This is a genomic window from Burkholderia sp. AU18528 (assembly GCF_002223215.2).
GTDB classification, from domain to species: Bacteria; Pseudomonadota; Gammaproteobacteria; order Burkholderiales; family Burkholderiaceae; genus Burkholderia; species Burkholderia semiarida.
On the sequence record NZ_NKFC02000006.1, the window covers coordinates 530,327 to 547,720 of the forward strand.

Annotated in this window: 17 protein-coding genes; 12 read left to right on the forward strand and 5 right to left on the reverse strand. The window is 68.3% G+C overall.

Annotated features, from left to right (window positions below; translation table 11 throughout):
* Positions 1 to 28: 28 nt before the first annotated feature.
* The 4 genes from CFB52_RS19170 (at position 29) to CFB52_RS19190 (ending at position 3,645) form a co-directional block, all read left to right on the forward strand.
* On the forward strand, positions 29 to 619 hold the full coding sequence (locus tag CFB52_RS19170; RefSeq protein ID WP_099317204.1) for a phosphatase PAP2 family protein: 591 nt from the start codon (positions 29 to 31) through the stop codon (positions 617 to 619).
* 474 nt (positions 620 to 1,093) lie between these two features.
* Positions 1,094 to 1,882 carry an SDR family oxidoreductase gene (locus CFB52_RS19180; protein ID WP_059573766.1) on the forward strand — a complete coding sequence of 263 codons (789 nt, stop codon included), beginning with the start codon at positions 1,094 to 1,096 and terminating at the stop codon, positions 1,880 to 1,882.
* Between the two features lie 37 nt (positions 1,883 to 1,919).
* Positions 1,920 to 2,936 (forward strand): NADP-dependent oxidoreductase, encoded by a 1,017-nt coding sequence (locus CFB52_RS19185; protein ID WP_099317877.1) that lies wholly within the window; start codon positions 1,920 to 1,922, stop codon positions 2,934 to 2,936.
* Between the two features lie 196 nt (positions 2,937 to 3,132).
* Positions 3,133 to 3,645: a thioesterase gene (locus CFB52_RS19190; RefSeq protein WP_099317205.1), complete on the forward strand. Its 513-nt coding sequence runs from the start codon at positions 3,133 to 3,135 to the stop codon at positions 3,643 to 3,645.
* Between the two features lie 46 nt (positions 3,646 to 3,691).
* Here the strand turns inward: CFB52_RS19190 and CFB52_RS19195 are convergent, their stop codons facing one another.
* The 4 genes from CFB52_RS19195 to CFB52_RS19210 all read right to left on the reverse strand — a co-directional run bounded on the left by CFB52_RS19195 (position 3,692) and on the right by CFB52_RS19210 (position 8,182).
* The gene (locus tag CFB52_RS19195) at positions 3,692 to 4,744 is read right to left on the reverse strand and encodes an AI-2E family transporter (RefSeq protein WP_059573768.1); all 1,053 of its coding nucleotides are present in this window, start codon (positions 4,742 to 4,744) and stop codon (positions 3,692 to 3,694) included.
* Between the two features lie 244 nt (positions 4,745 to 4,988).
* Complete coding sequence (locus tag CFB52_RS19200) at positions 4,989 to 5,573, reverse strand: YSC84-related protein (RefSeq protein ID WP_059573769.1); 585 nt, start codon at positions 5,571 to 5,573, stop codon at positions 4,989 to 4,991.
* Positions 5,574 to 5,637: 64 nt separating this feature from the next.
* The gene (locus CFB52_RS19205) at positions 5,638 to 6,024 is read right to left on the reverse strand and encodes a YqjD family protein (RefSeq protein ID WP_059573770.1); all 387 of its coding nucleotides are present in this window, start codon (positions 6,022 to 6,024) and stop codon (positions 5,638 to 5,640) included.
* A 286-nt stretch (positions 6,025 to 6,310) separates the two neighbouring features.
* A complete protein-coding gene (locus CFB52_RS19210) occupies positions 6,311 to 8,182 on the reverse strand; it encodes an ExeM/NucH family extracellular endonuclease (RefSeq protein ID WP_099317206.1) in 1,872 nt (623 codons plus the stop codon).
* A gap of 207 nt (positions 8,183 to 8,389) precedes the next feature.
* On the opposite strand from CFB52_RS19210, the gene CFB52_RS19215 reads away from it, so the two are divergent.
* From CFB52_RS19215 to CFB52_RS19250, 8 genes are all read left to right on the forward strand, one after another.
* Entirely contained in the window at positions 8,390 to 8,743 is a 354-nt protein-coding gene (locus CFB52_RS19215) for a YciI family protein (RefSeq protein ID WP_059573772.1), read from the forward strand.
* Between the two features lie 125 nt (positions 8,744 to 8,868).
* A complete protein-coding gene (locus CFB52_RS19220) occupies positions 8,869 to 9,288 on the forward strand; it encodes a YciI family protein (RefSeq protein WP_059573773.1) in 420 nt (139 codons plus the stop codon).
* 26 nt (positions 9,289 to 9,314) lie between these two features.
* On the forward strand, positions 9,315 to 9,731 hold the full coding sequence (locus tag CFB52_RS19225) for a VOC family protein (protein ID WP_099317207.1): 417 nt from the start codon (positions 9,315 to 9,317) through the stop codon (positions 9,729 to 9,731).
* On the forward strand, positions 9,728 to 10,996 hold the full coding sequence (locus tag CFB52_RS19230; RefSeq protein ID WP_099317208.1) for an RNA polymerase sigma factor: 1,269 nt from the start codon (positions 9,728 to 9,730) through the stop codon (positions 10,994 to 10,996). The genes CFB52_RS19225 and CFB52_RS19230 overlap by 4 nt, the downstream gene beginning before the upstream one ends.
* A gap of 223 nt (positions 10,997 to 11,219) precedes the next feature.
* Positions 11,220 to 11,642, forward strand: coding sequence for a rubrerythrin family protein (locus CFB52_RS19235; RefSeq protein WP_059583052.1), 423 nt, complete (start codon positions 11,220 to 11,222; stop codon positions 11,640 to 11,642).
* Positions 11,643 to 11,768: 126 nt separating this feature from the next.
* Positions 11,769 to 13,106, forward strand: a complete 1,338-nt coding sequence (locus CFB52_RS19240) for a heterodisulfide reductase-related iron-sulfur binding cluster (protein ID WP_099317209.1) — start codon at positions 11,769 to 11,771, stop codon at positions 13,104 to 13,106.
* 26 nt (positions 13,107 to 13,132) lie between these two features.
* Complete coding sequence (locus CFB52_RS19245) at positions 13,133 to 13,714, forward strand: DUF3501 family protein (RefSeq protein ID WP_099317210.1); 582 nt, start codon at positions 13,133 to 13,135, stop codon at positions 13,712 to 13,714.
* A gap of 754 nt (positions 13,715 to 14,468) precedes the next feature.
* On the forward strand, positions 14,469 to 15,413 hold the full coding sequence (locus tag CFB52_RS19250) for a transposase (RefSeq protein WP_099317211.1): 945 nt from the start codon (positions 14,469 to 14,471) through the stop codon (positions 15,411 to 15,413).
* Between the two features lie 123 nt (positions 15,414 to 15,536).
* On the opposite strand, the gene CFB52_RS19255 is transcribed toward CFB52_RS19250, so the two are convergent.
* Positions 15,537 to 17,108 carry a mannose-1-phosphate guanylyltransferase/mannose-6-phosphate isomerase gene (locus CFB52_RS19255; protein ID WP_099317212.1) on the reverse strand — a complete coding sequence of 524 codons (1,572 nt, stop codon included), beginning with the start codon at positions 17,106 to 17,108 and terminating at the stop codon, positions 15,537 to 15,539.
* Positions 17,109 to 17,394: the final 286 nt, after the last annotated feature.

The window sequence follows — 17,394 nt, forward strand, 5'->3', positions numbered from 1 at the left end:
GGCCTTTCGTTCGTCTCCGAAGTCCGTCATGTGGAGTGAAATCAGCAACATCGGCGATGCCGCGCTGACCTTGCCGATCGCATTGACCTGCGCGGCGTGGCTCGCGCTGACCGACTGGCGACTCGCCGCCCGCTGGGGCCTGCTGCTGGCCGCCGGCATGGGGCTCGTCGGCGCCACGAAGATCCTGTACGCCGGATGCGGCATCGAGCTCGCGCAGTTCGATTTCCGCGTGATCAGCGGCCACACGATGCTGTCGACGTCCGTGTGGACGGTCGCGCTGTCGATGCTGTGGCAAGCGTTCCGGCCGGGCAAGGCGCCGGGCATCGCGGCCGGGCTGGCCGTCGGCGCGCTCACGGCCGTCGCGCGCGTGTTCGATCACTCGCATACCGTGCCGGAAGTCGTCGTCGGCTGGATGCTCGGCGCGCTGGTCGCGCTGGTGTTCCTGCGCGGCTACGACGGCGCGCGGCAGCGCACGTTCTCGCCGCGCGTCGCGGCGGTCTGCTTGTTGCTCGTGTCGGGTATCGCGTACGGGCACCGTGCGCCGTTCCAGCAGATGATCGACACGCATTCGCCGCAGCTCTGCGCGTTCGTGCGCGCGCCGTCGGGCGACGGCTTCTGACTTTCGGGCCACGGCGGGCGCTTCGGCGCCGCTTTCTTGCCGCCGGCGTTCGTCCGGCGCTTTCCGGCGGGGGCACGATGCCTCGCCGCCGGTTCATCTTCCCGATTGCGTTCTCCTTGATGCGCAACCCAACGCCCGTCATGCCGATAATCGACTGGCACGGCTCGTGCGCGCGTCCGGCCGCGCCCGCCGCTTCGCGCATCGGCGCGGCGACGCGCCAGCCATGAACGGCGCTTATGACCGGGCATCACGAATATTCATTTCATCGATCGGCCGCGTTCGCGTACGCTGGCTGTCGTGCCGGGCCGGTCCGGCGTGCGTCGCGCTTATCTCGATATACTCGCGCAAACGTGCGGTGCGCCGTCATGCCGGCGTACCGGTAACCGACGCACGTCGGCCGGCGGCGGCCCGGCAGGCACGAAAACCCCGTCGCGGCAGCGTTCCGCGACGACGATTCACGACAGGAGCAGGCCCATGACAATCGTTTCCCCGCGCCTCGCCGGCAAGTGCGCATACATCACGGGCGCTGCGGGCGGCCTCGGCCGCGCGATCGCGCGCCGGATGGTCGAGCACGGCGCGCGCGTGTTCGTCACCGACATCGCGGAAGCGGTGGTGCTCGATGCGTTCGCGCAGGAACTCAACGCGGGCCATGAGACGCCGGTCGCGTTCGCCGCGACCCAGGACGTGCGCGACGAAGCGCGCTGGCAGGCGCTGCTCACGCAGGCGGTCGATGCGATGGGCGGGCTGTCGGTGCTGGTCAACAACGCGGGCGTCGGCTCGATCGGCTCGCCCGCGCAAATCGAGCTGGACGAATGGCGGCGCGTGATGGCGATCAACGTCGAGAGCATCGTGCTCGGCTGCAAGCATGCGCTGTCGTATCTGGCCGAGAGCCACCCGGCGTCGATCATCAACATCTCGTCGGTCGCCGCGTTCAAGGTCGAACCGGATTTCACCGCGTACAACGCGTCGAAGGCGGCGGTCGCGTCGCTGACGAAATCGGTCGCGATCGACTGCGCGCGCCGCGAGATCGACGTGCGCTGCAATTCGATTCACCCGGCGTTCATCCGCACGGGGATCGTCGAGCCGCTGTTCCAGTCGCTCGGCGAACGCGACGCGACGCGCAAGCTCGCGCGCGGCATTCCGCTGCGCCGGCTCGGCGAGCCGGACGACGTCGCGCATGCGGCCGTCTATCTCGCGTCCGACGAGAGCCGCTTCGTGACGGCCGCCGAACTCGTGATCGACGGCGGCATGTGCGCGGTCTGACGCGCATCCCGAACCACAACGATTGGAGGAGAACAGCATGTCGACACCCGTGAACCGCCAGCTGCTGCTGAAGACGCGCCCGGAAGGGCGGGTCGGCCGCGAACATTTTTCGCTCGTCGAGACGCCGGTGCCGGCGCTTGCCGACGGCGAGGTGCTCGTGCGCGTGCTGTATCTGTCGATGGACCCGACCAACCGCGTGTGGATGAGCGACGTGCCGCAGTACCTGCCGCCCGTCGCGATCGGCGAGGTGATGCGCGCGCTCGGTATCGGCCGCGTGGTCGCGTCGCGCAACGCGGGCTTCGCCGAAGGCGATCTCGTGCAGGGGCTCGTCGGCTGGCAGGACTACGCGGTCGTGCCGGCCGGGCAGGCCGCGCAGCTCGTGAAGCTGCCCGCGCAGTCGGGCCTGCCGCTGCCGACGCTGCTCGGCGCGTGCGGGATGAGCGGGCTGACCGCGTACTACGGGCTGACCGACATCGCGCCGGTGCAGCCGGGCGAAACGCTCGTCGTGTCGGCGGCGGCCGGCTCGGTCGGCTCGATCGCCGGGCAGATCGGCAAGATCCACGGCGCGCGGGTGGTCGGCATCGCGGGCGGCGCGGACAAGTGCCGCTACCTGACCGAGACGCTCGGCTTCGACGCGGCCGTCGACTACAAGGCCGACGATTTCCGCCAGCAACTGAAGGCGGCGACGCCGGACGGCGTGCACGTGAACTTCGAGAACGTCGGCGGCGAGGTGATGCGCGCGGTGCTGTCGCGGATGGTGATCGGCGGGCGCGTCGCGCTGTGCGGCGTGATCTCGAACTACAACAGCGGCCGCGCGGCCGACGACGTCGGCGTGCTGATCTCGAAGCGGCTGACGATGCGCGGCTTCCTGATCCTCGACTACCGCAAGAGCCGCGAAGCCGTGCAGACGCTCGCGGGCTGGCTGCGCGACGGCCGGCTCAAGGCCGAGGAAACCGTGGCCGATGGGCTCGAAAACGCGCCCGACGTGTTGAACCGGCTGTTCGACGGCGACCATCGCGGCAAGCTTGTGCTGCGGGTCGACCCGGACGCGTAACGGGCGTGCAACGCCGCTCGCATCGGGCGGCGGGGCGATGTCGATTGCACTGAGTTCGATCAACCCGGCTGCAGTTTAGGACTTGTCCCATATATTGTCCGGGCCGCTCTCCCTAAAGTGATTGCCAGCAGACAGGCGGCGTGACCGACGCGTCACGCCGCCTGTTTTTCTGGTGACGCGGCAGAGGAGAGGAAACATGCGGAACAACGCGAAGCGGTCGGGATCGGCAGCGGCATCGCGCGCCGGGGGCGTACGGAGGACGGTGGTCGGGCTCGGTATCGTACTCGCGATGTCGACTGCCATGTCGAACGCGATGGCAGCCGGGCAGCCCGCGCCGGATGGCGTCGTGCGGTTCACCGGCTCGCTCGTCGATCTCTACGACGTGACGCTCGATGCCCCGGCGGGCGTGCTCGTCGACGCGCGAGAGGCGGCCGACGGCGCGGCAACGGCCACACTCCGGTTCGATGCGCATGGCCGGCGCTTGCCCGGCGCGCAGGTGGCGCTGGTCGGGCCCGACGGCGCGCCGTTCGCGCCGGACGGCGGCGCGGCGGTGCGCGCAACGTGGCGCGATGCGCACGCCGGGCAAAGCGTGCGGCTGGCGCCGGGCCAGGTTCAGCGCGTCGGCCCGTATGGCGGCGTGATGACGATTGCGGCGGATGAAGCAACGGGCGCCGTGGCGCCCGTCGTGATCCATATCCGTCATCCCTGAGCGGCGATCTCCGCCCGCATGCGGAGCGCCGGCGGCCGGACGCGGGTCATTCGCCGTGTTCGGCGCGGGCGTAGATGTCCCAGCTCGCCATGAACAGCGCGGCGACGAGCGGCCCGATCACGAAGCCGTTGATGCCGAACAGCGCCATTCCGCCGAGCGTCGAGATCAGCACGACCCAGTCGGGCATCTTCGTGTCCTTGCCGACGAGGATCGGGCGCAGCAGGTTGTCGACGAGGCCGATCACGCCGACGCAGAACGCGACGAGGATCACGCACTTCCAGACCGCGCCGATCATCAGGAAGTAGAGCGCGGCCGGCACCCACACGAGGCTCGCGCCGATCGCGGGCAACAGCGACAGGAACGCCATCAGCGCGCCCCACAGCACGACGCCCTCGATCCCGAGGATCCAGAAGATCAGGCCGCCGAGCGCGCCCTGCACGAGCGCGACCGCGATGTTGCCCTTCACGGTCGCGCGCACGACGGTCGTGAATTTCGCGAGCAGCAGGTTCTTGTGCTCTTCGTCGAGCGGCAGCGCGCGCCGCACGCGGCGGCCGATCTCGCCGCCGTCGCGCAGCAGGAAGAACACCATGTACAGCATCACGCCGAAGCTCACGACGAACTGGAACGTGTTCTGGCCGATGCTGAGCGCCTGGGTGGCCGCGAACTGGCTGATCTGCGCGGCGCCGTCGGTCAGCTTCTTCTGGATGCCCGGGATGTTGGTCAGCCCGTATTTCTGCAGCAGGTTCTGGATCGACGTCGGCAGCGCGTGAATGATGTCGTGGAAGTACTGCGAATAGTTCGGCTGGGCGTCCTTGAGCTCCTGGTACACGTACGCGATTTCCTGCACGAGCGTGGCCGTGACGAACACGAGCGGCAGGATCACGATCAGGATGATCAGCGACATCGTGACGAGCGCGGCCAGATTGCGGCGCTTGCCGAAGCGCGCGGCCAGCCAGCGCTGCACGGGCTGGAACAGGATCGCGAGAATGGTGCCCCAGAAGACGGCGCCGGAGAACGGCGCGAGGATCCAGCAGAGTCCGACGGTAACCGCGAACAGCAGGAAATAGAAGAATTTTTGGTGATCGTGTCCGCTATCCATGGGTGCATTCGCGCAGATTGATGCGTGGTTTGATTGAATCTCGTTGCCCCGCGCGCGATCGGTTCGCGAACGTCACGGGTTCGCGGAGCAACGCGCCGCGGCCATCCGCGGGGCGGCCCATGCGGAGTATGCCCGCAAAGGTGCCGCCATCATAGCCGCTGCGTGACGCACATGCGAAAACGCCGCGGCCGGGGCCGCGGCGCTGCCGGGAAGCGAACGCGGCGCGAGGCCGCGTGCCGCGTCGTCAGATGTTGAGCTTGGTGACCTTCGTGCCGTTCACCGACAGGTCGCCCATCAGGCCTGCATTGGTCAGAATCAGCACTTCCACCGGGGCGGTGGCCGTGTTGGAGTCGACCGCACCGTTCGCGCCGACCTTCACGACCGCGACCGACGCGTCGGCGCCGGCCGACCAGCCGTCGGACTTGCGGAACGAGTCGAGCGCATCCTGCGTCATGAAGAGGAACACGACCGCCTTCGACTGCGCGCCGGCCTGCAGGCCGACCGACAGCGACGACGTGTTGTAGTAGCCGACGGTGCTGCCGCCGACACGCAGCGCGCCGTTGCCGGACTGGGCGCCGACGATGAAGCCGGCCTGCAGCACGTTCGGGAACACGAGGACGCCGCGCGCCTTCGAGACGAGGTCGCGCGAACCCGGCACCGTCGAATACAGACGCGACAGCGTCGCGTTCACGCTGGCGTCGATCGATTGACGCTTGGACGCGCTGGCCGCGGCGGTATCGGGTTTGTCGGACGTGGTCGTGCAGCCGGCGAGGGCGAGGCTGCCGAGCATCACGGCGGCGGCGGCTTTCATGGCGAGGGACTTCTGCATGGCGATTCTCCTTCGTTGTCTGATGGATGACGGGCGGGGCGGGCGGCGGTGCACGCGGCCCCGTTCAACGGCGGGAAAGGAGCAGGCCCGCGACGAAGGCGAGGCCTGCGACGACGCCGGCGGTTTGCCACGGGTTCTCGTGCACGACCTGCGACACGCGCTCGGCCGAATCGCGCAGCCGGGCGGCCGCGCTGCCCGACGCGTAGTCGAGCGCGCCGCGCGCTTCATCGAGCCGGGCTTGCACGCGCTTGCGCAGCGCGGCGATATCGCCATCGCCATCGTTTTTCAGCAGATCTTCCAGTTCATCGACCAGCCCGCGCAGATCGTCGGTCACGTCGGCATGCAGATCGCGGGCAGCCGCGCGCGTCGTGCGGCCCACGCGCCGGCCGGTGCGGCGGATATCGGACAGGCCGCGGTCCAGCTTGTGTTCGATCGAGTCGGTAAGCGCCATGGTGTTTATCCTCCTTTGATTCCAGGCCCATTTTGAAGATAAGACGAATCCCAGCAACCCATGTGATTCACTTCCTCCCATTGAGTTTCGAGACAAATTTTCAATTCGTCGGCAGGATCGCCGGGAAAGCCCGCCGCGCGGGGCAGCGCAGCGGTTGAAAAAATTTCGCGTCTCGGGATGAAGCAGCGTGTCGAGCAGCAGGTCGCAGTGAAGGTCCGGTAAATATGGCGTCGCCACGGGCCTAGGTAAATAGTGCCATTGCAGGCTGGATGCTGATGCAAATGTACTACTCGACGCCCGAGCGGTGCGCACGATTCGTGCCTGCTGCCGGTGGCGCGGCGCCCCGATCCAGCGCGATGTCGATGACGAGGGGATCGTGATCCGACGAGCGGTATGCATCGGGTGCGTAATAAGCCGACCGCCGTGCGGCGGTTTTGTAATCGGGCACGGGTTGCAGCGCAACCGGTTCGTCCGCGTTGATGTGCCAGAACCGTACGGCCTTCACGCGCGCGTCGAGGGGCGGCGTGGCAAGCGCATGGTCGATATTGCCGGCCTCGCCGCGAAATACGTAGCTGTACGCAGCATCGCCGACGAAGCGGGCGACGAGGTTCGTGTAGCCGCGCGCTTCGAGCGTGCGAATCGGGTCTTCCTTCGCATAACTGTTCAGATCGCCGATCAGCAGCACGCCGCCGGCCGCATTGCCCGTCGGCGAGGTGGCGAGCCAGTCGGCGAGACGCGCGGCCGCCTGCGTGCGCGCCGCATTCCAGCAACCCTGCCCGTCGGACTGGTCGAGATCGACGCCGCTCGCATGCGGGCAGTTTTTCGACTTCAGGTGATTGACCGCGACCGTGAACGTGCGTGTGCCGTTGATGCGCCGGAACGTCTGCGCGAGCGGCGGGCGGTGGCGGCGGCCGAGCGAGACGGTGGCGGCGCGCCCGATCGGCTCGACCGCGCGGCTGTCGTACAGCAGCGCGACGGCGATCGCATCGCGGCCCAGCCGCGCGGTGTCGGGGGCGACCGCGCGCCAGCCGTCGCCGAGCTGCGCGGCGAGCCGACGGATGGCGCTCGCGTCGCCGTCGCCGTTGTTCGCGATCTCCATCAGCCCGATCACGTCGGCGCGCAGCGCGCGCAACGCCGCGACGATTTTCGCCTCCTGCCGCGCGAACGCGGCGGGCGTTTTCGCGCCGCGGTTGGCCGGCGCGTCGAATCCGCCGCCGTGGCCGTCGCCGTTGAAATAGTTGAAGACGTTGAACGACACGATGCGCACGTCGGCACCGGGATGCCGGGCCGGTGCCGCGGTACGCGGGTTCGTGGCGGCCTCGAATACGGGCGCCGCGCCGGCCACCGGTTGCAGCCGCCATGCGCCGTAGCGCAGCTCGAGCACGCCTTCGACGTCGCGTACCGTGTAGCCCGCGCGCAGCGTGTTGGCGGCGCTCAGTGCGGGCGGCGGATAGCGGACGACCGCCGGGTCGCGGCGGTTCGAACCGTCGTCGAGCACGATGCGGTTCAGCGCGTTGGCCGCGGCGTGCGCGGCGGCGTCGGCCGGCGGCGCGACCTGGGTCGGCGCGCGCAGCCGGCCGTTGCTCAGCACGACGCTGCCGTAGCGGCCGAGTTCGTAGGTATCGCTGACCGTCAGCGTTTGCGGCAGGCGTACGCGCATGGCTTCGTGCGCGGCGAGGACGGCGGGCGACGCGACCGGCAGCGTGAGCACTGCCGGGGTGACCGTCTGCCCGCGCGCGCAGACGGCCACGCCGCCCGACAGCGTGAGTTGCGTCCGGCCGTATTGCTCGTCGATCTTGCCGGTGATATGCACGAGATCGCCGGGCGCCACGCGCGCGTTCGGTGCGTAGACGAACAGGCCTTCCGGGACGCCCGGCCGGTGTTGGCGTTGTGCGTCGGCCTGCTGGACGAAGAAGCCGCCCAGGCCGTCGGCGCCGCCGAACGCCGCGGTGACGACCGCTTCGATCGACGCCGTTTGCCCGGCGAGCGGCGACGGGCCGCCCGCGCGCCGGATTTCGACAATCGCCGTGGCGGCGCCGCCGCAGCCGCTGCTGCCGGGCAGCGCGGCGGCGGCCGGCCGGGCGAAGAGCGCCTTGGGCGGCATGACGGACAACACCACGAACAGCACGACGGCAAACAGGGGAATCGGGCGTGACATGAGACGGTCCACAGGATGAAAATCCGACAGTTCGGGACCGCATCTTGAAGGCAAAATGTCGGGCCGCGGCCGAAATGGCCGTCCGGCCAGTGCCGGTTGGCCAACGATGCGGCAAGCCGCTCCGCGGCTGTTACGCTTTCGCACCGCGGGTCGTGTGCCGCTCGCCCGGCGCAGGCCGCCGCGCCCCGTCCCCCACAGGAGAAATCCATGTCTTACATGCTGTTGATTGTCGAACCGACCGAACAGCGCGCCGAGCGCACGCTCGACGAAGGTCAGGCGCTCTATGCGCGGATGGTCGAGTTCGCCGAGTCGCTGAAGGCGCGCGGCGTGCTGCGCGGCGTCGAGTCGCTCGAGCGCTCCGAGCGCGGCACGCGCGTGCAGGTGCGCGACGGCGAGACGCGCCTGCTCGACGGCCCGTTCGCCGAGGCGAAGGAGATGGTCGGCGGCTTCTTCCTCGTCGACGTCGACACGCGAGAGGAAGCGATCGAGATCGCGCGCCAGTGCCCGGCCGCGCAATGGTGCACGGTCGAGGTGCGCGCGGTCGGCCCGTGCTTCTTGTGAGCGTCGCGACTCGGTATTTACCCTGATTTGTCGTGGCGCGTGTCGATCCGGCCGTCGTTCGGCCGTCGTCCGGGTAAGGCGCCGCGGAACGGGCGTCGCCTTCCACCGACGACAAGGAGTCAACGATGCGATTCATGATCATGATCCGGGCGAACGCCGTCAGCGAATCCGACGCGTTGCCGGACAACCGGCTGGTCGAGGCCATGACGGTCTATCACGAGGAACTCGCGAAAGCCGGCGTGCTGCTCGACGCCAACGGCCTGAGGCCGAGCGCCCATGGCTGGCGCGTGCGCTACGCGGGCGGCAAGGGCACGGTGATCGACGGCCCGTTCGCCGAGACGAAGGAACTGATCGCCGGCTATACGCTGATCCAGGTGCGCTCGCGCGACGAGGCGCTCGAATGGACGCGCCGGTTTCCCGCGCCGTTCGGCGCCGAGCTCGATTGCGAGATCGAGGTGCGGCCGCTGTTCGAGCTCGACGACCTCACGCCGAGCGACGCGGTCGAGCGGTTCCGCGATCTCCACGTCGGCCGCAGCCACGCCTGAACCCAACCTCACCGGGAGCACCCGTCATGCACAAGATGGTTTTCATCAACCTGCCGGTAGCCGACCTGCCGCGCGCGAAGACGTTCTACCAGGCGCTCGGCTTCGAAGTCGTGCCGGCCTATACCAACGATCAGGCCGCCTGCATCAAGATCAGCGACGCGATCTTCGCGATGCTGCTCGTGCGGCCGTTTTTCCAGACCTTCACCGACAAGACCATCATCGATCCGGCCACGCACATCCAGGTGTTGTCGTGCCTGTCGTGCGACAGTCGTGCCGAAGTCGACGGGCTCGTCGCGAAGGCGCTGGCGGCCGGCGGGGCCGCGCCGCAGGCGCCGCGCGAGTACCCGAACATGTACGGCCACGGGTTCACCGATCCCGACGGCCACACGTGGGAGCTGATGGCCATGCCGCTGGAGGCGTCCGCCCAGGGGCCGGCGTCGTGACGCATGCGGCGACGCATCGTGCGATCGAGGCAGTCTGGCGAATCGAGGCGCCGAAGATCATCGCGCGCGCCGCGCGCGTGGTGCGCGACGTCGGCGTGGCCGAGGAACTGGCGCAGGACACGCTCGTCGCCGCGCTCGAGCACTGGCCCGTCGACGGCGTGCCCGACAACCCGGCCGCGTGGCTGATGACAGCCGTGAAGCGTCGCGCGCTCGACCGGGTCCGGCAGGAGTCGCTTCATGCGGCGAAGCGCGACCAGCTCGGTCACGAGATGGACGCGCTCGACGCGCATGTCGTCCCCGACATCGCGGACGCGCTCGCCGACGCGCGCGACGACGACATCGGCGACGATCTGCTGCGGCTGATCTTCACGTCGTGCCACCCGGTGCTGTCGACCGACGCGCGCGTCGCGCTGACGCTGCGGCTGCTCGGCGGGCTGACGACGGGCGAGATCGCGCGTGCGTTCCTGACGCCCGAGCCGACGATCGCGCAGCGGATCGTGCGCGCGAAGCGCACGCTCGCGGCGGCGCACGTGCCGTTCGAGGTGCCGGCCGCCGATGCGCGGCCCGCGCGGCTCGCGTCGGTGCTCGAAGTGATCTACCTCGTGTTCAACGAAGGCCATGCGGCGACGGCGGGCGACGACTGGATGCGTCCGGCGCTATGCGACGAGGCGTTGCGGCTCGGCCGCGTGCTGGCCGGGCTCGCGCCGGACGAAAGCGAAGTGCTCGGGCTCGTCGCGCTGATGGAACTGCAGGCGTCGCGCATGCACGCACGCATCGATGCGCAGGGCCGGCCCGTGCTGCTGCTCGACCAGGACCGCAGCCGCTGGGATCCGTTGCTGATCCGGCGCGGCCTCGCGGCGCTGGAGCGGGCGACGAAGCTCGGCGGCGTGCGCGGGCCGTATGCGCTGCAGGCCGCGCTCGCCGCGTGTCACGCGCGTGCGCGGCAGGCGGCGGACACGGACTGGGTGCAGATCGTCGCGCTGTACGACGCGCTTGCCGAAGTCGCGCCGTCGCCGGTCGTCGAGCTGAATCGCGCGGTGGCGGTGGGGATGGCGTTCGGGCCGGCCGCGGCGCTCGAACTCGTCGACGTGCTGCGCGACGATCCGGCGCTCGCGCGCTATCACTGGCTGCCGAGCGTGCGCGGCGATCTGCTCGCGAAGCTCGGTCGCACCGACGAGGCCAAGCGGGAATTCCGCCGCGCGGCGGAACTCACGCGCAACGAGCGCGAGCGAGAATTGCTGCTCAAGCGCGCGATGGATGCGTGACGCCTGACGAGCGGGCGCGGTGCCACGCGCCGCGCAACACCGTTGTCCTGGGTACGCGCGCTCTGCCGCCATGCTATCGCCTGCATTGAAAAAGCCTATTGGGTGATGCGAACGCGAGCGCCTAGATTGAAGAGCACGATGCGCGCCCGGCGCAGCATCGTTCCCCACATATCTGATCGGCCCGGCGTCGCACGCGGCCGCGCCGACTCGAACGGAGGCGCAAATGGCTCAACTCAAGGGCAGCAAAACCGAAGCCAACCTGAAGGCCGCATTCGCGGGCGAATCGCAGGCGAACCGGCGCTATCTGTATTTCGCTTCGAAGGCCGACGTCGAGGGGCAGAACGACGTCGCCGCGCTGTTCCGCTCGACCGCCGAAGGCGAAACCGGCCATGCGCACGGCCACCTCGAATATCTCGAAGCAGTCGGCGATCCGGCGACGGGCTTGCCGTTCGGTTCGTCGCGGCTGAACCTCGAATCGGCGATCGCCGGCGAAACGCACGAATACACCGACATGTACCCGGGCATGGCGAAGGCGGCGCGCGAAGAAGGCTTCGACGAAATCGCGAACTGGTTCGAGACGCTCGCGAAGGCCGAACGCAGCCACGCGAACCGCTATACGAAGGCGCTGGACGCACTCGTCGACTGACGCGGCCCCCTGCAAGGCCGCACGGCCCGGTCGGACAATTTCGCCGACCGGCGGCCGTGCGCCGCTCGCCGCCCACACCGCGCGGGCGGCGCGTCCGCGCGCATGCGCGCCACGCTGGAGGGCCCCATGCCCCACAAGGAAGGCAGTCTCGAAGCGCCGACCCGGCATCCACTCGACTGGCAGTCCGAAGCATTCTACGACCAGGCCGCGATCGAGGCCGAAATGACGCGCGTATTCGACATCTGCGCCGGCTGCCGGCGCTGCGTGTCGCTGTGCGGCGCGTTTCCGGCGCTGTTCGATCTGGTCGACGACACGCCGGCGGGTGACGTCGAGGAAGTGCCGAAGGCCGCGTTCGGCAAGGTCGTCGACCAGTGCTACCTGTGCGACCTCTGCTACATGACGAAATGCCCGTACGTGCCGCCGCACGCATGGAACGTCGATTTCCCGCACCTGATGCTGCGCGGCAAGGCCGCGCGTTACAAGCGCGGCGAAGCGACGCTGCGCGACAAGGTGCTGTCGAATACCGATGCGCTCGGCCATTTCGCCGGCATTCCGGTCGTCACGCAGGCGGTCAACGCGGTGAACCGCACGCCGCCCGCGCGCCATGCGCTCGAAGCGGCGCTCGGCGTCGATCGTCACGCGTGGCTGCCGGAATTCGCGCCGCGCAAGTTCCGGCGCGCCGCTCGGCGCTCGGACGGCCCGCCGGTGCGCGACGGCGAGCGCACGCCCGGCAAGGTCGCGATCTACGCGACGTGCTACGTGAATTTCAACGAGCCGGGGATCGGCCACGACCTGCTCGCGATCCTCGCGCACAACGAGATCCCGTACGAGCTTGTCACGCGCGAAGCCTGCTGCGGGATGCCGTTGCTCGAGCAGGGCAATCTCGACGGCGTCGCCGCGAAGAAGGCGGTGAACATTCCGGTGCTCGAGCGCTATGCGCGCGAAGGCTATGCGCTGATCGGCGCGATCCCGAGCTGCGTGCTGATGTACAAGAGCGAGCTGCCGCTGATGTTCCCCGGCGACGCAGCCGTGCGCGCGGTGGCCGACGCGTTCTGGGATCCGTTCGAATACGTGATCGCGCGGCATCGCGACGGGCTGCTGAAGACCGATTTCAAGACGGGCCTCGGCACCGTGTCGTATCACGTGCCGTGCCATGCGCGCGTGCAGAACATCGGCCGCAAGACGGCCGATGCACTGTCGCTCGTGCCCGACACGCGGGTGAACGTCGTCGAGCGCTGCTCGGGCCACGCGGGCACGTTCGGCGTGAAGAAGGCATTCCATGCGGACGCGATGCGGATCGGCGCGCCCGTGTTCAAGGCGATGGCCGAGCCTCGGCCGGATGTCGTGTCGTCCGACTGCGCGCTCGCCGGCCATCACATCGTGCAGGGCATCGACGAGAACGGGCTGCCGCCGGCGCCGCTCGCGCATCCGCTGACGCTGCTGCGCCGCGCGTACGGCGTCTGAGCCGCCGGCCATCCACGAGGACATCCATGACGCTGACCCGCGACTCCCTGTTGACGCTCGAAGCGTACGCGAAGATCCGCAAGGCCGAACACGCGCGGCTCGTCGCGTACAAGCGCCGCCGCGCGGTGGCGCTCGGCAACCACCTGCGTTTCCTGTTCGAGGACGAGACGACGATCCGCTACCAGATCCAGGAGATGCTGCACATCGAGAAGATCTTCGACGAGGCCGGCATCGAAGCCGAGCTCGACGCGTATCTGCCGTTGGTGCCCGAGGGCACCAACCTGAAGGCGACGATGCAGATCGAGTACGAGCACGAGATCGAACGGCGCGCGGCGCTCGCGCGGCTGATCGGGGTCGAGGATCGCGTCTACCTGCGGGTCGACGGGCACGCGAGCGTCTACGCGATCGCCGACGAGGATCTCGAGCGCGACAACGCCGAGAAGACGTCGGCCGTGCACTTCGTCCGCTTCGAGTTCGATGCGCCGATGCGCGCGGCGCTCAAGGGCGGGGCGGCGCTGTCGATCGGCTGCGATCACCCGGCCTATACGATGCCGGCGCAGCGTGTCGACGCGGACGTGGCCGCGTCGCTGGCCGGCGATCTGCGCTAGCGCGTGAACGGGCCCCAGGGGCCACCCGCCACCGCCGCGCGCTGCCCCACCACGCCGGCTTCCTCCTTTCCGTTCCGGCCTGCAACGGCCGCGCCACATGCCGCGCGGCGCGGCCGCTTGCCGGTCCCCGCGAAGATGTAACAAGCGTGACGGATTTGCATGCGGGGACACATCGGTCGCGCCACGTCAGCGTATTTTCATTACCCGCAGAGAAACAATAAAGAGATTGTGCGGAGAGATAATTTGATTCAACGCAAATTGAATGATTTACCGATCCGTGAATATCTTGTTACGAATTTTCCCATGATTTACCGATTTCCCGAAGTAATCCCGGAGATTGTTGCCGATCGGGGTCGGATCAGGCGGTAACAGCCGGTTCGACGGCATTCTTCAGACGCTGAGGCGCCCCGCCAGACGGGCCTTTGCAGCGATCGATATAAAGATCCCGCAAAAAAATTCAAGCGTAAATGGATTGCTCGCCCATGGCAGGTTGTTTCAGTGCGTAACATTAAGTCATTGTCATATTGAGATAAACCCTAGGGATGGTATGCTTCGTGCACAAAAATTCCCACATTGGAGTGAGACCGCGATTTGTGCGCCATTGCCGGGAATCGCGGCACCGTGAAAGTGCGGTGTCGCCCGGTATGCACAACGCCGGATAACCATAATGTGCAACCTGGCCGCCTCGCGACGCGATGTGTCGCGACGGCGCCGCCAATCGCAGCCCCGGCCTGGCTGCGTGGAGAGATCGACTATGTTCTTCGATGAGCTTAACGATGAAGAGTGGTTTCGCCTTTCAGCGCTGATCGCCGATGAACCCATCCGGCTGAATCGTCGTGGGCGTCCGCGCGCCGAACCGCGCGTCGTCGCCAACGCGGTGCTCTGGATCCTGACGACCGGGGAAGCCTGGTCAAAGCTGCCGGGCCGCTATCCGTCCGGGCCGACGTGCCGCCGCCGTTACGAGGAGTGGCTGGCGAACGGCACGCTGCTGAAGATGATCGACGTGCTGACGCAGTTCAGCGGGCGCACGTTCGCGTATATTCCGCCGCCGCCGGAGGCAGTCGTGCCGGCTCGCCGCGCGGAGCCCGTGCCCGACAACGACCGTCTGCGCGGCGTGTTCTGGCAGAACCCCGAGTCGTGGCAATTGCCGGTTGCGCAGGCAAACGTTTGGCAGGGCGAAGGGGCGTCGTCGTTGAGCGCGATGCGCGACGACCAGGTGGACGGCCGCGCTCGCGTGTCGTTCACGGTGCCCGGTGCGCCGGCCGCGGAGTTGCGCCATGCGCGGGCGTCGTCGGCGAGCTTCGCCGCGGCCGAGCCGCAAGTCGACGAATATCGCGGCTATACGATCAGCGGCATCGCGCAGCCCGTGCAGAACCTGATGTATCGCGCGTGGGCCGAGATCTCGCAGGACGACCGGCGCGTCGAGCGCTCGGGCCTGATCGGCCCGCGCTTCACCGATGCCGAGGCGGCCGAGCAGTACGCGCTCGACTGGGCGCGCCAGTGGATCGATCGACACGGCGCGAGCGACGCACCGGCGCGCGAGCCGCAAGGCGAAGTGCTGGCCGGTTTGTCGGCGCTGGCGCGCGCGGAATCGGACATCAAGCGCTTCATCGCCGAGCGTCGCGCGGGTGCGTTGTCGGAAAGCCGCAACGATCCCGTGCAGTCGGAGCGTCACGAATACGCGTACCGCGTGGGCTGATCGCCGCTGCCGTGCCGCGCGCGGGCCGTCGTGTGCCACGACGCCCGCGCGGGAGTCCGGTGTCTCCATGTCTGCGTTGCCCGGGCGCCGCTGTTACAGCGGCGCCCTGTGGTGCATGACGCGTTACCGTCTGCCGTAGGTATCGTCGAAGCGGACGATGTCGTCCTCGCCGAGATACGCACCCGACTGCACTTCGATCAGTTCGAGCGGCATCTTGCCCGGGTTCTCCAGGCGATGCGAGACGCCGAGCGGAATGTACGTCGATTCGTTCTCGGACAGCAGGAACGTTTCTTCGCCGCGCGTGATGCGCGCGGTGCCGCGCACGACGATCCAGTGTTCGGCGCGGTGGTGGTGCATCTGCAGCGACAGTTGCGCGCCCGGCTTCACGACGATGCGTTTCACCTGGAAGCGTTCGCCGGTGTCGACCGAGTCGTAGTGGCCCCACGGACGATGCACCTTGCGGTGATCGGTCGCTTCGGTGCCTTGTCGCGCCTTGATGTGCCCGACGATCTTCTTCACGTCCTGCACGCGCGACTTGTCCGCGACGAGCACGGCGTCGGGCGTTTCGACGACGACCAGGTTCTGCGTGCCGACGCAGGCGACGAGCCGGCTTTCCGAATGCGCGAACGTCGATTCGGCGCCTTCGAACAGCACGTGGCCGCGGCCGACGTTGCCGGTGTCGTCCTTCGGCGAGATCTGCCAGATCGCGTCCCACGAGCCGACGTCCGACCAGCCCGCGTCGAGCGGCACGACGACGCTTTCGCACAGTTGCGGCAGGCTCGCGAGCGGCTCCATCACCGCGTAGTCGATCGAGTTCGACGGCGACGCGGCGAATGCGTCGCGATCGACGCGGAAGAAATCGCCGTCTTCCTTGCCCTGGGCGACGGCCTGTTCGCAGGCCGCGTAGATCGCGGGCTCGAGCTGCCGGATCGCCTTCAGCCAGACCGACGCGCGCACGATGAAGATCCCGCTGTTCCACCAGTATTCGCCGGACGCGACGTACTGCTGCGCGAGTTCGAGGTGCGGCTTCTCGACGAAGCGGTCGAGGCGGCGCACGTCGAGGGCGCCCGTGCCGGCGTCGCCGAGCGGCGCGCCGACGCGGATGTAGCCGTAGCCGGTTTCCGCGTGCTTGGGCACGATGCCCATCGTCGCGATCTTGCCTTGCGCCGCGCAGTGCACGCCGGCCGCGACGGCCGCGTGAAAGCGCGGCACGTCCGCGACCGCATGGTCGGCCGGCATCACGGTCATCACCGCGTCGTTGCCGTTCGCGACGAGCCGCAGCGCGGCGAGCGTCAGCGCGGGCGCGGTGTCGCGGCCGAGCGGCTCGAGCATGATCGTCGCGCGCTTGGCCGTGAGGCGCAGCTGTTCGGCGGTCGTGAAGCGGTGATCCTCGCCGCACACGATCAGCACGTCGTCGTTCAGCGGATGATCGGCGCTCAGGCCGTCGAGGCGCAGCGCGGTGGACTGCAGCAGCGAATGATCGCCGAGCAGGCCGATCAGCTGTTTCGGAAAGCGCTCCCGCGACATCGGCCACAGGCGCGTGCCGGAGCCGCCGGCGAGAATCACGGGCTGCACGGCGAGGCGCGTGCCGACGGCGGGCGTACCGGCTGCGGGCGTACCGGCTGCGGGCGTGCCGACGGCGGGTGCGGCGGAAGAAGAATGGCGCGTTTCGGCGGCCACTGCCGGAGCATTCATGATGACACTCTCCATGGTTGAAGTCGGTGCCTGTCGTTGTAGCATGAAGTAAATCGACAATAAAACCGGACCCAATGCCGGATATCCGCCGCGCATGCGGTCGGGAGAATTTTCCGCGGTAGCACCGGCAGGAAATAAAAAAATAAAAAATAATTCCGGGTGCCGGCCCGGCATGCCCGTCCGCAAAGGGCGAGCGGGAAGCGCAATGCATCTGAAAAAATCCCCGTTTCACACCGATTCGGGAAAACCTGCCGATTTAATTAAAAAAGATCGCGGCAAGAATTTC

Bases quoted from the DNA above. Each gene is read 5' to 3' on its own strand.
- CFB52_RS19170 (WP_099317204.1), top strand. From the start codon at position 29: ATGTGGAGTGAAATCAGCAACATCGGCGATGCCGCGCTGACCTTGCCG.
- CFB52_RS19180 (WP_059573766.1), top strand. From the start codon at position 1,094: ATGACAATCGTTTCCCCGCGCCTCGCCGGCAAGTGCGCATACATCACG.
- CFB52_RS19185 (WP_099317877.1), top strand. From the start codon at position 1,920: ATGTCGACACCCGTGAACCGCCAGCTGCTGCTGAAGACGCGCCCGGAA.
- CFB52_RS19190 (WP_099317205.1), top strand. From the start codon at position 3,133: ATGCGGAACAACGCGAAGCGGTCGGGATCGGCAGCGGCATCGCGCGCC.
- CFB52_RS19195 (WP_059573768.1), bottom strand. From the start codon at position 4,744: ATGGATAGCGGACACGATCACCAAAAATTCTTCTATTTCCTGCTGTTC.
- CFB52_RS19200 (WP_059573769.1), bottom strand. From the start codon at position 5,573: ATGCAGAAGTCCCTCGCCATGAAAGCCGCCGCCGCCGTGATGCTCGGC.
- CFB52_RS19205 (WP_059573770.1), bottom strand. From the start codon at position 6,024: ATGGCGCTTACCGACTCGATCGAACACAAGCTGGACCGCGGCCTGTCC.
- CFB52_RS19210 (WP_099317206.1), bottom strand. From the start codon at position 8,182: ATGTCACGCCCGATTCCCCTGTTTGCCGTCGTGCTGTTCGTGGTGTTG.
- CFB52_RS19215 (WP_059573772.1), top strand. From the start codon at position 8,390: ATGTCTTACATGCTGTTGATTGTCGAACCGACCGAACAGCGCGCCGAG.
- CFB52_RS19220 (WP_059573773.1), top strand. From the start codon at position 8,869: ATGCGATTCATGATCATGATCCGGGCGAACGCCGTCAGCGAATCCGAC.
- CFB52_RS19225 (WP_099317207.1), top strand. From the start codon at position 9,315: ATGCACAAGATGGTTTTCATCAACCTGCCGGTAGCCGACCTGCCGCGC.
- CFB52_RS19235 (WP_059583052.1), top strand. From the start codon at position 11,220: ATGGCTCAACTCAAGGGCAGCAAAACCGAAGCCAACCTGAAGGCCGCA.
- CFB52_RS19240 (WP_099317209.1), top strand. From the start codon at position 11,769: ATGCCCCACAAGGAAGGCAGTCTCGAAGCGCCGACCCGGCATCCACTC.
- CFB52_RS19245 (WP_099317210.1), top strand. From the start codon at position 13,133: ATGACGCTGACCCGCGACTCCCTGTTGACGCTCGAAGCGTACGCGAAG.
- CFB52_RS19250 (WP_099317211.1), top strand. From the start codon at position 14,469: ATGTTCTTCGATGAGCTTAACGATGAAGAGTGGTTTCGCCTTTCAGCG.
- CFB52_RS19255 (WP_099317212.1), bottom strand. From the start codon at position 17,108: ATGAATGCTCCGGCAGTGGCCGCCGAAACGCGCCATTCTTCTTCCGCC.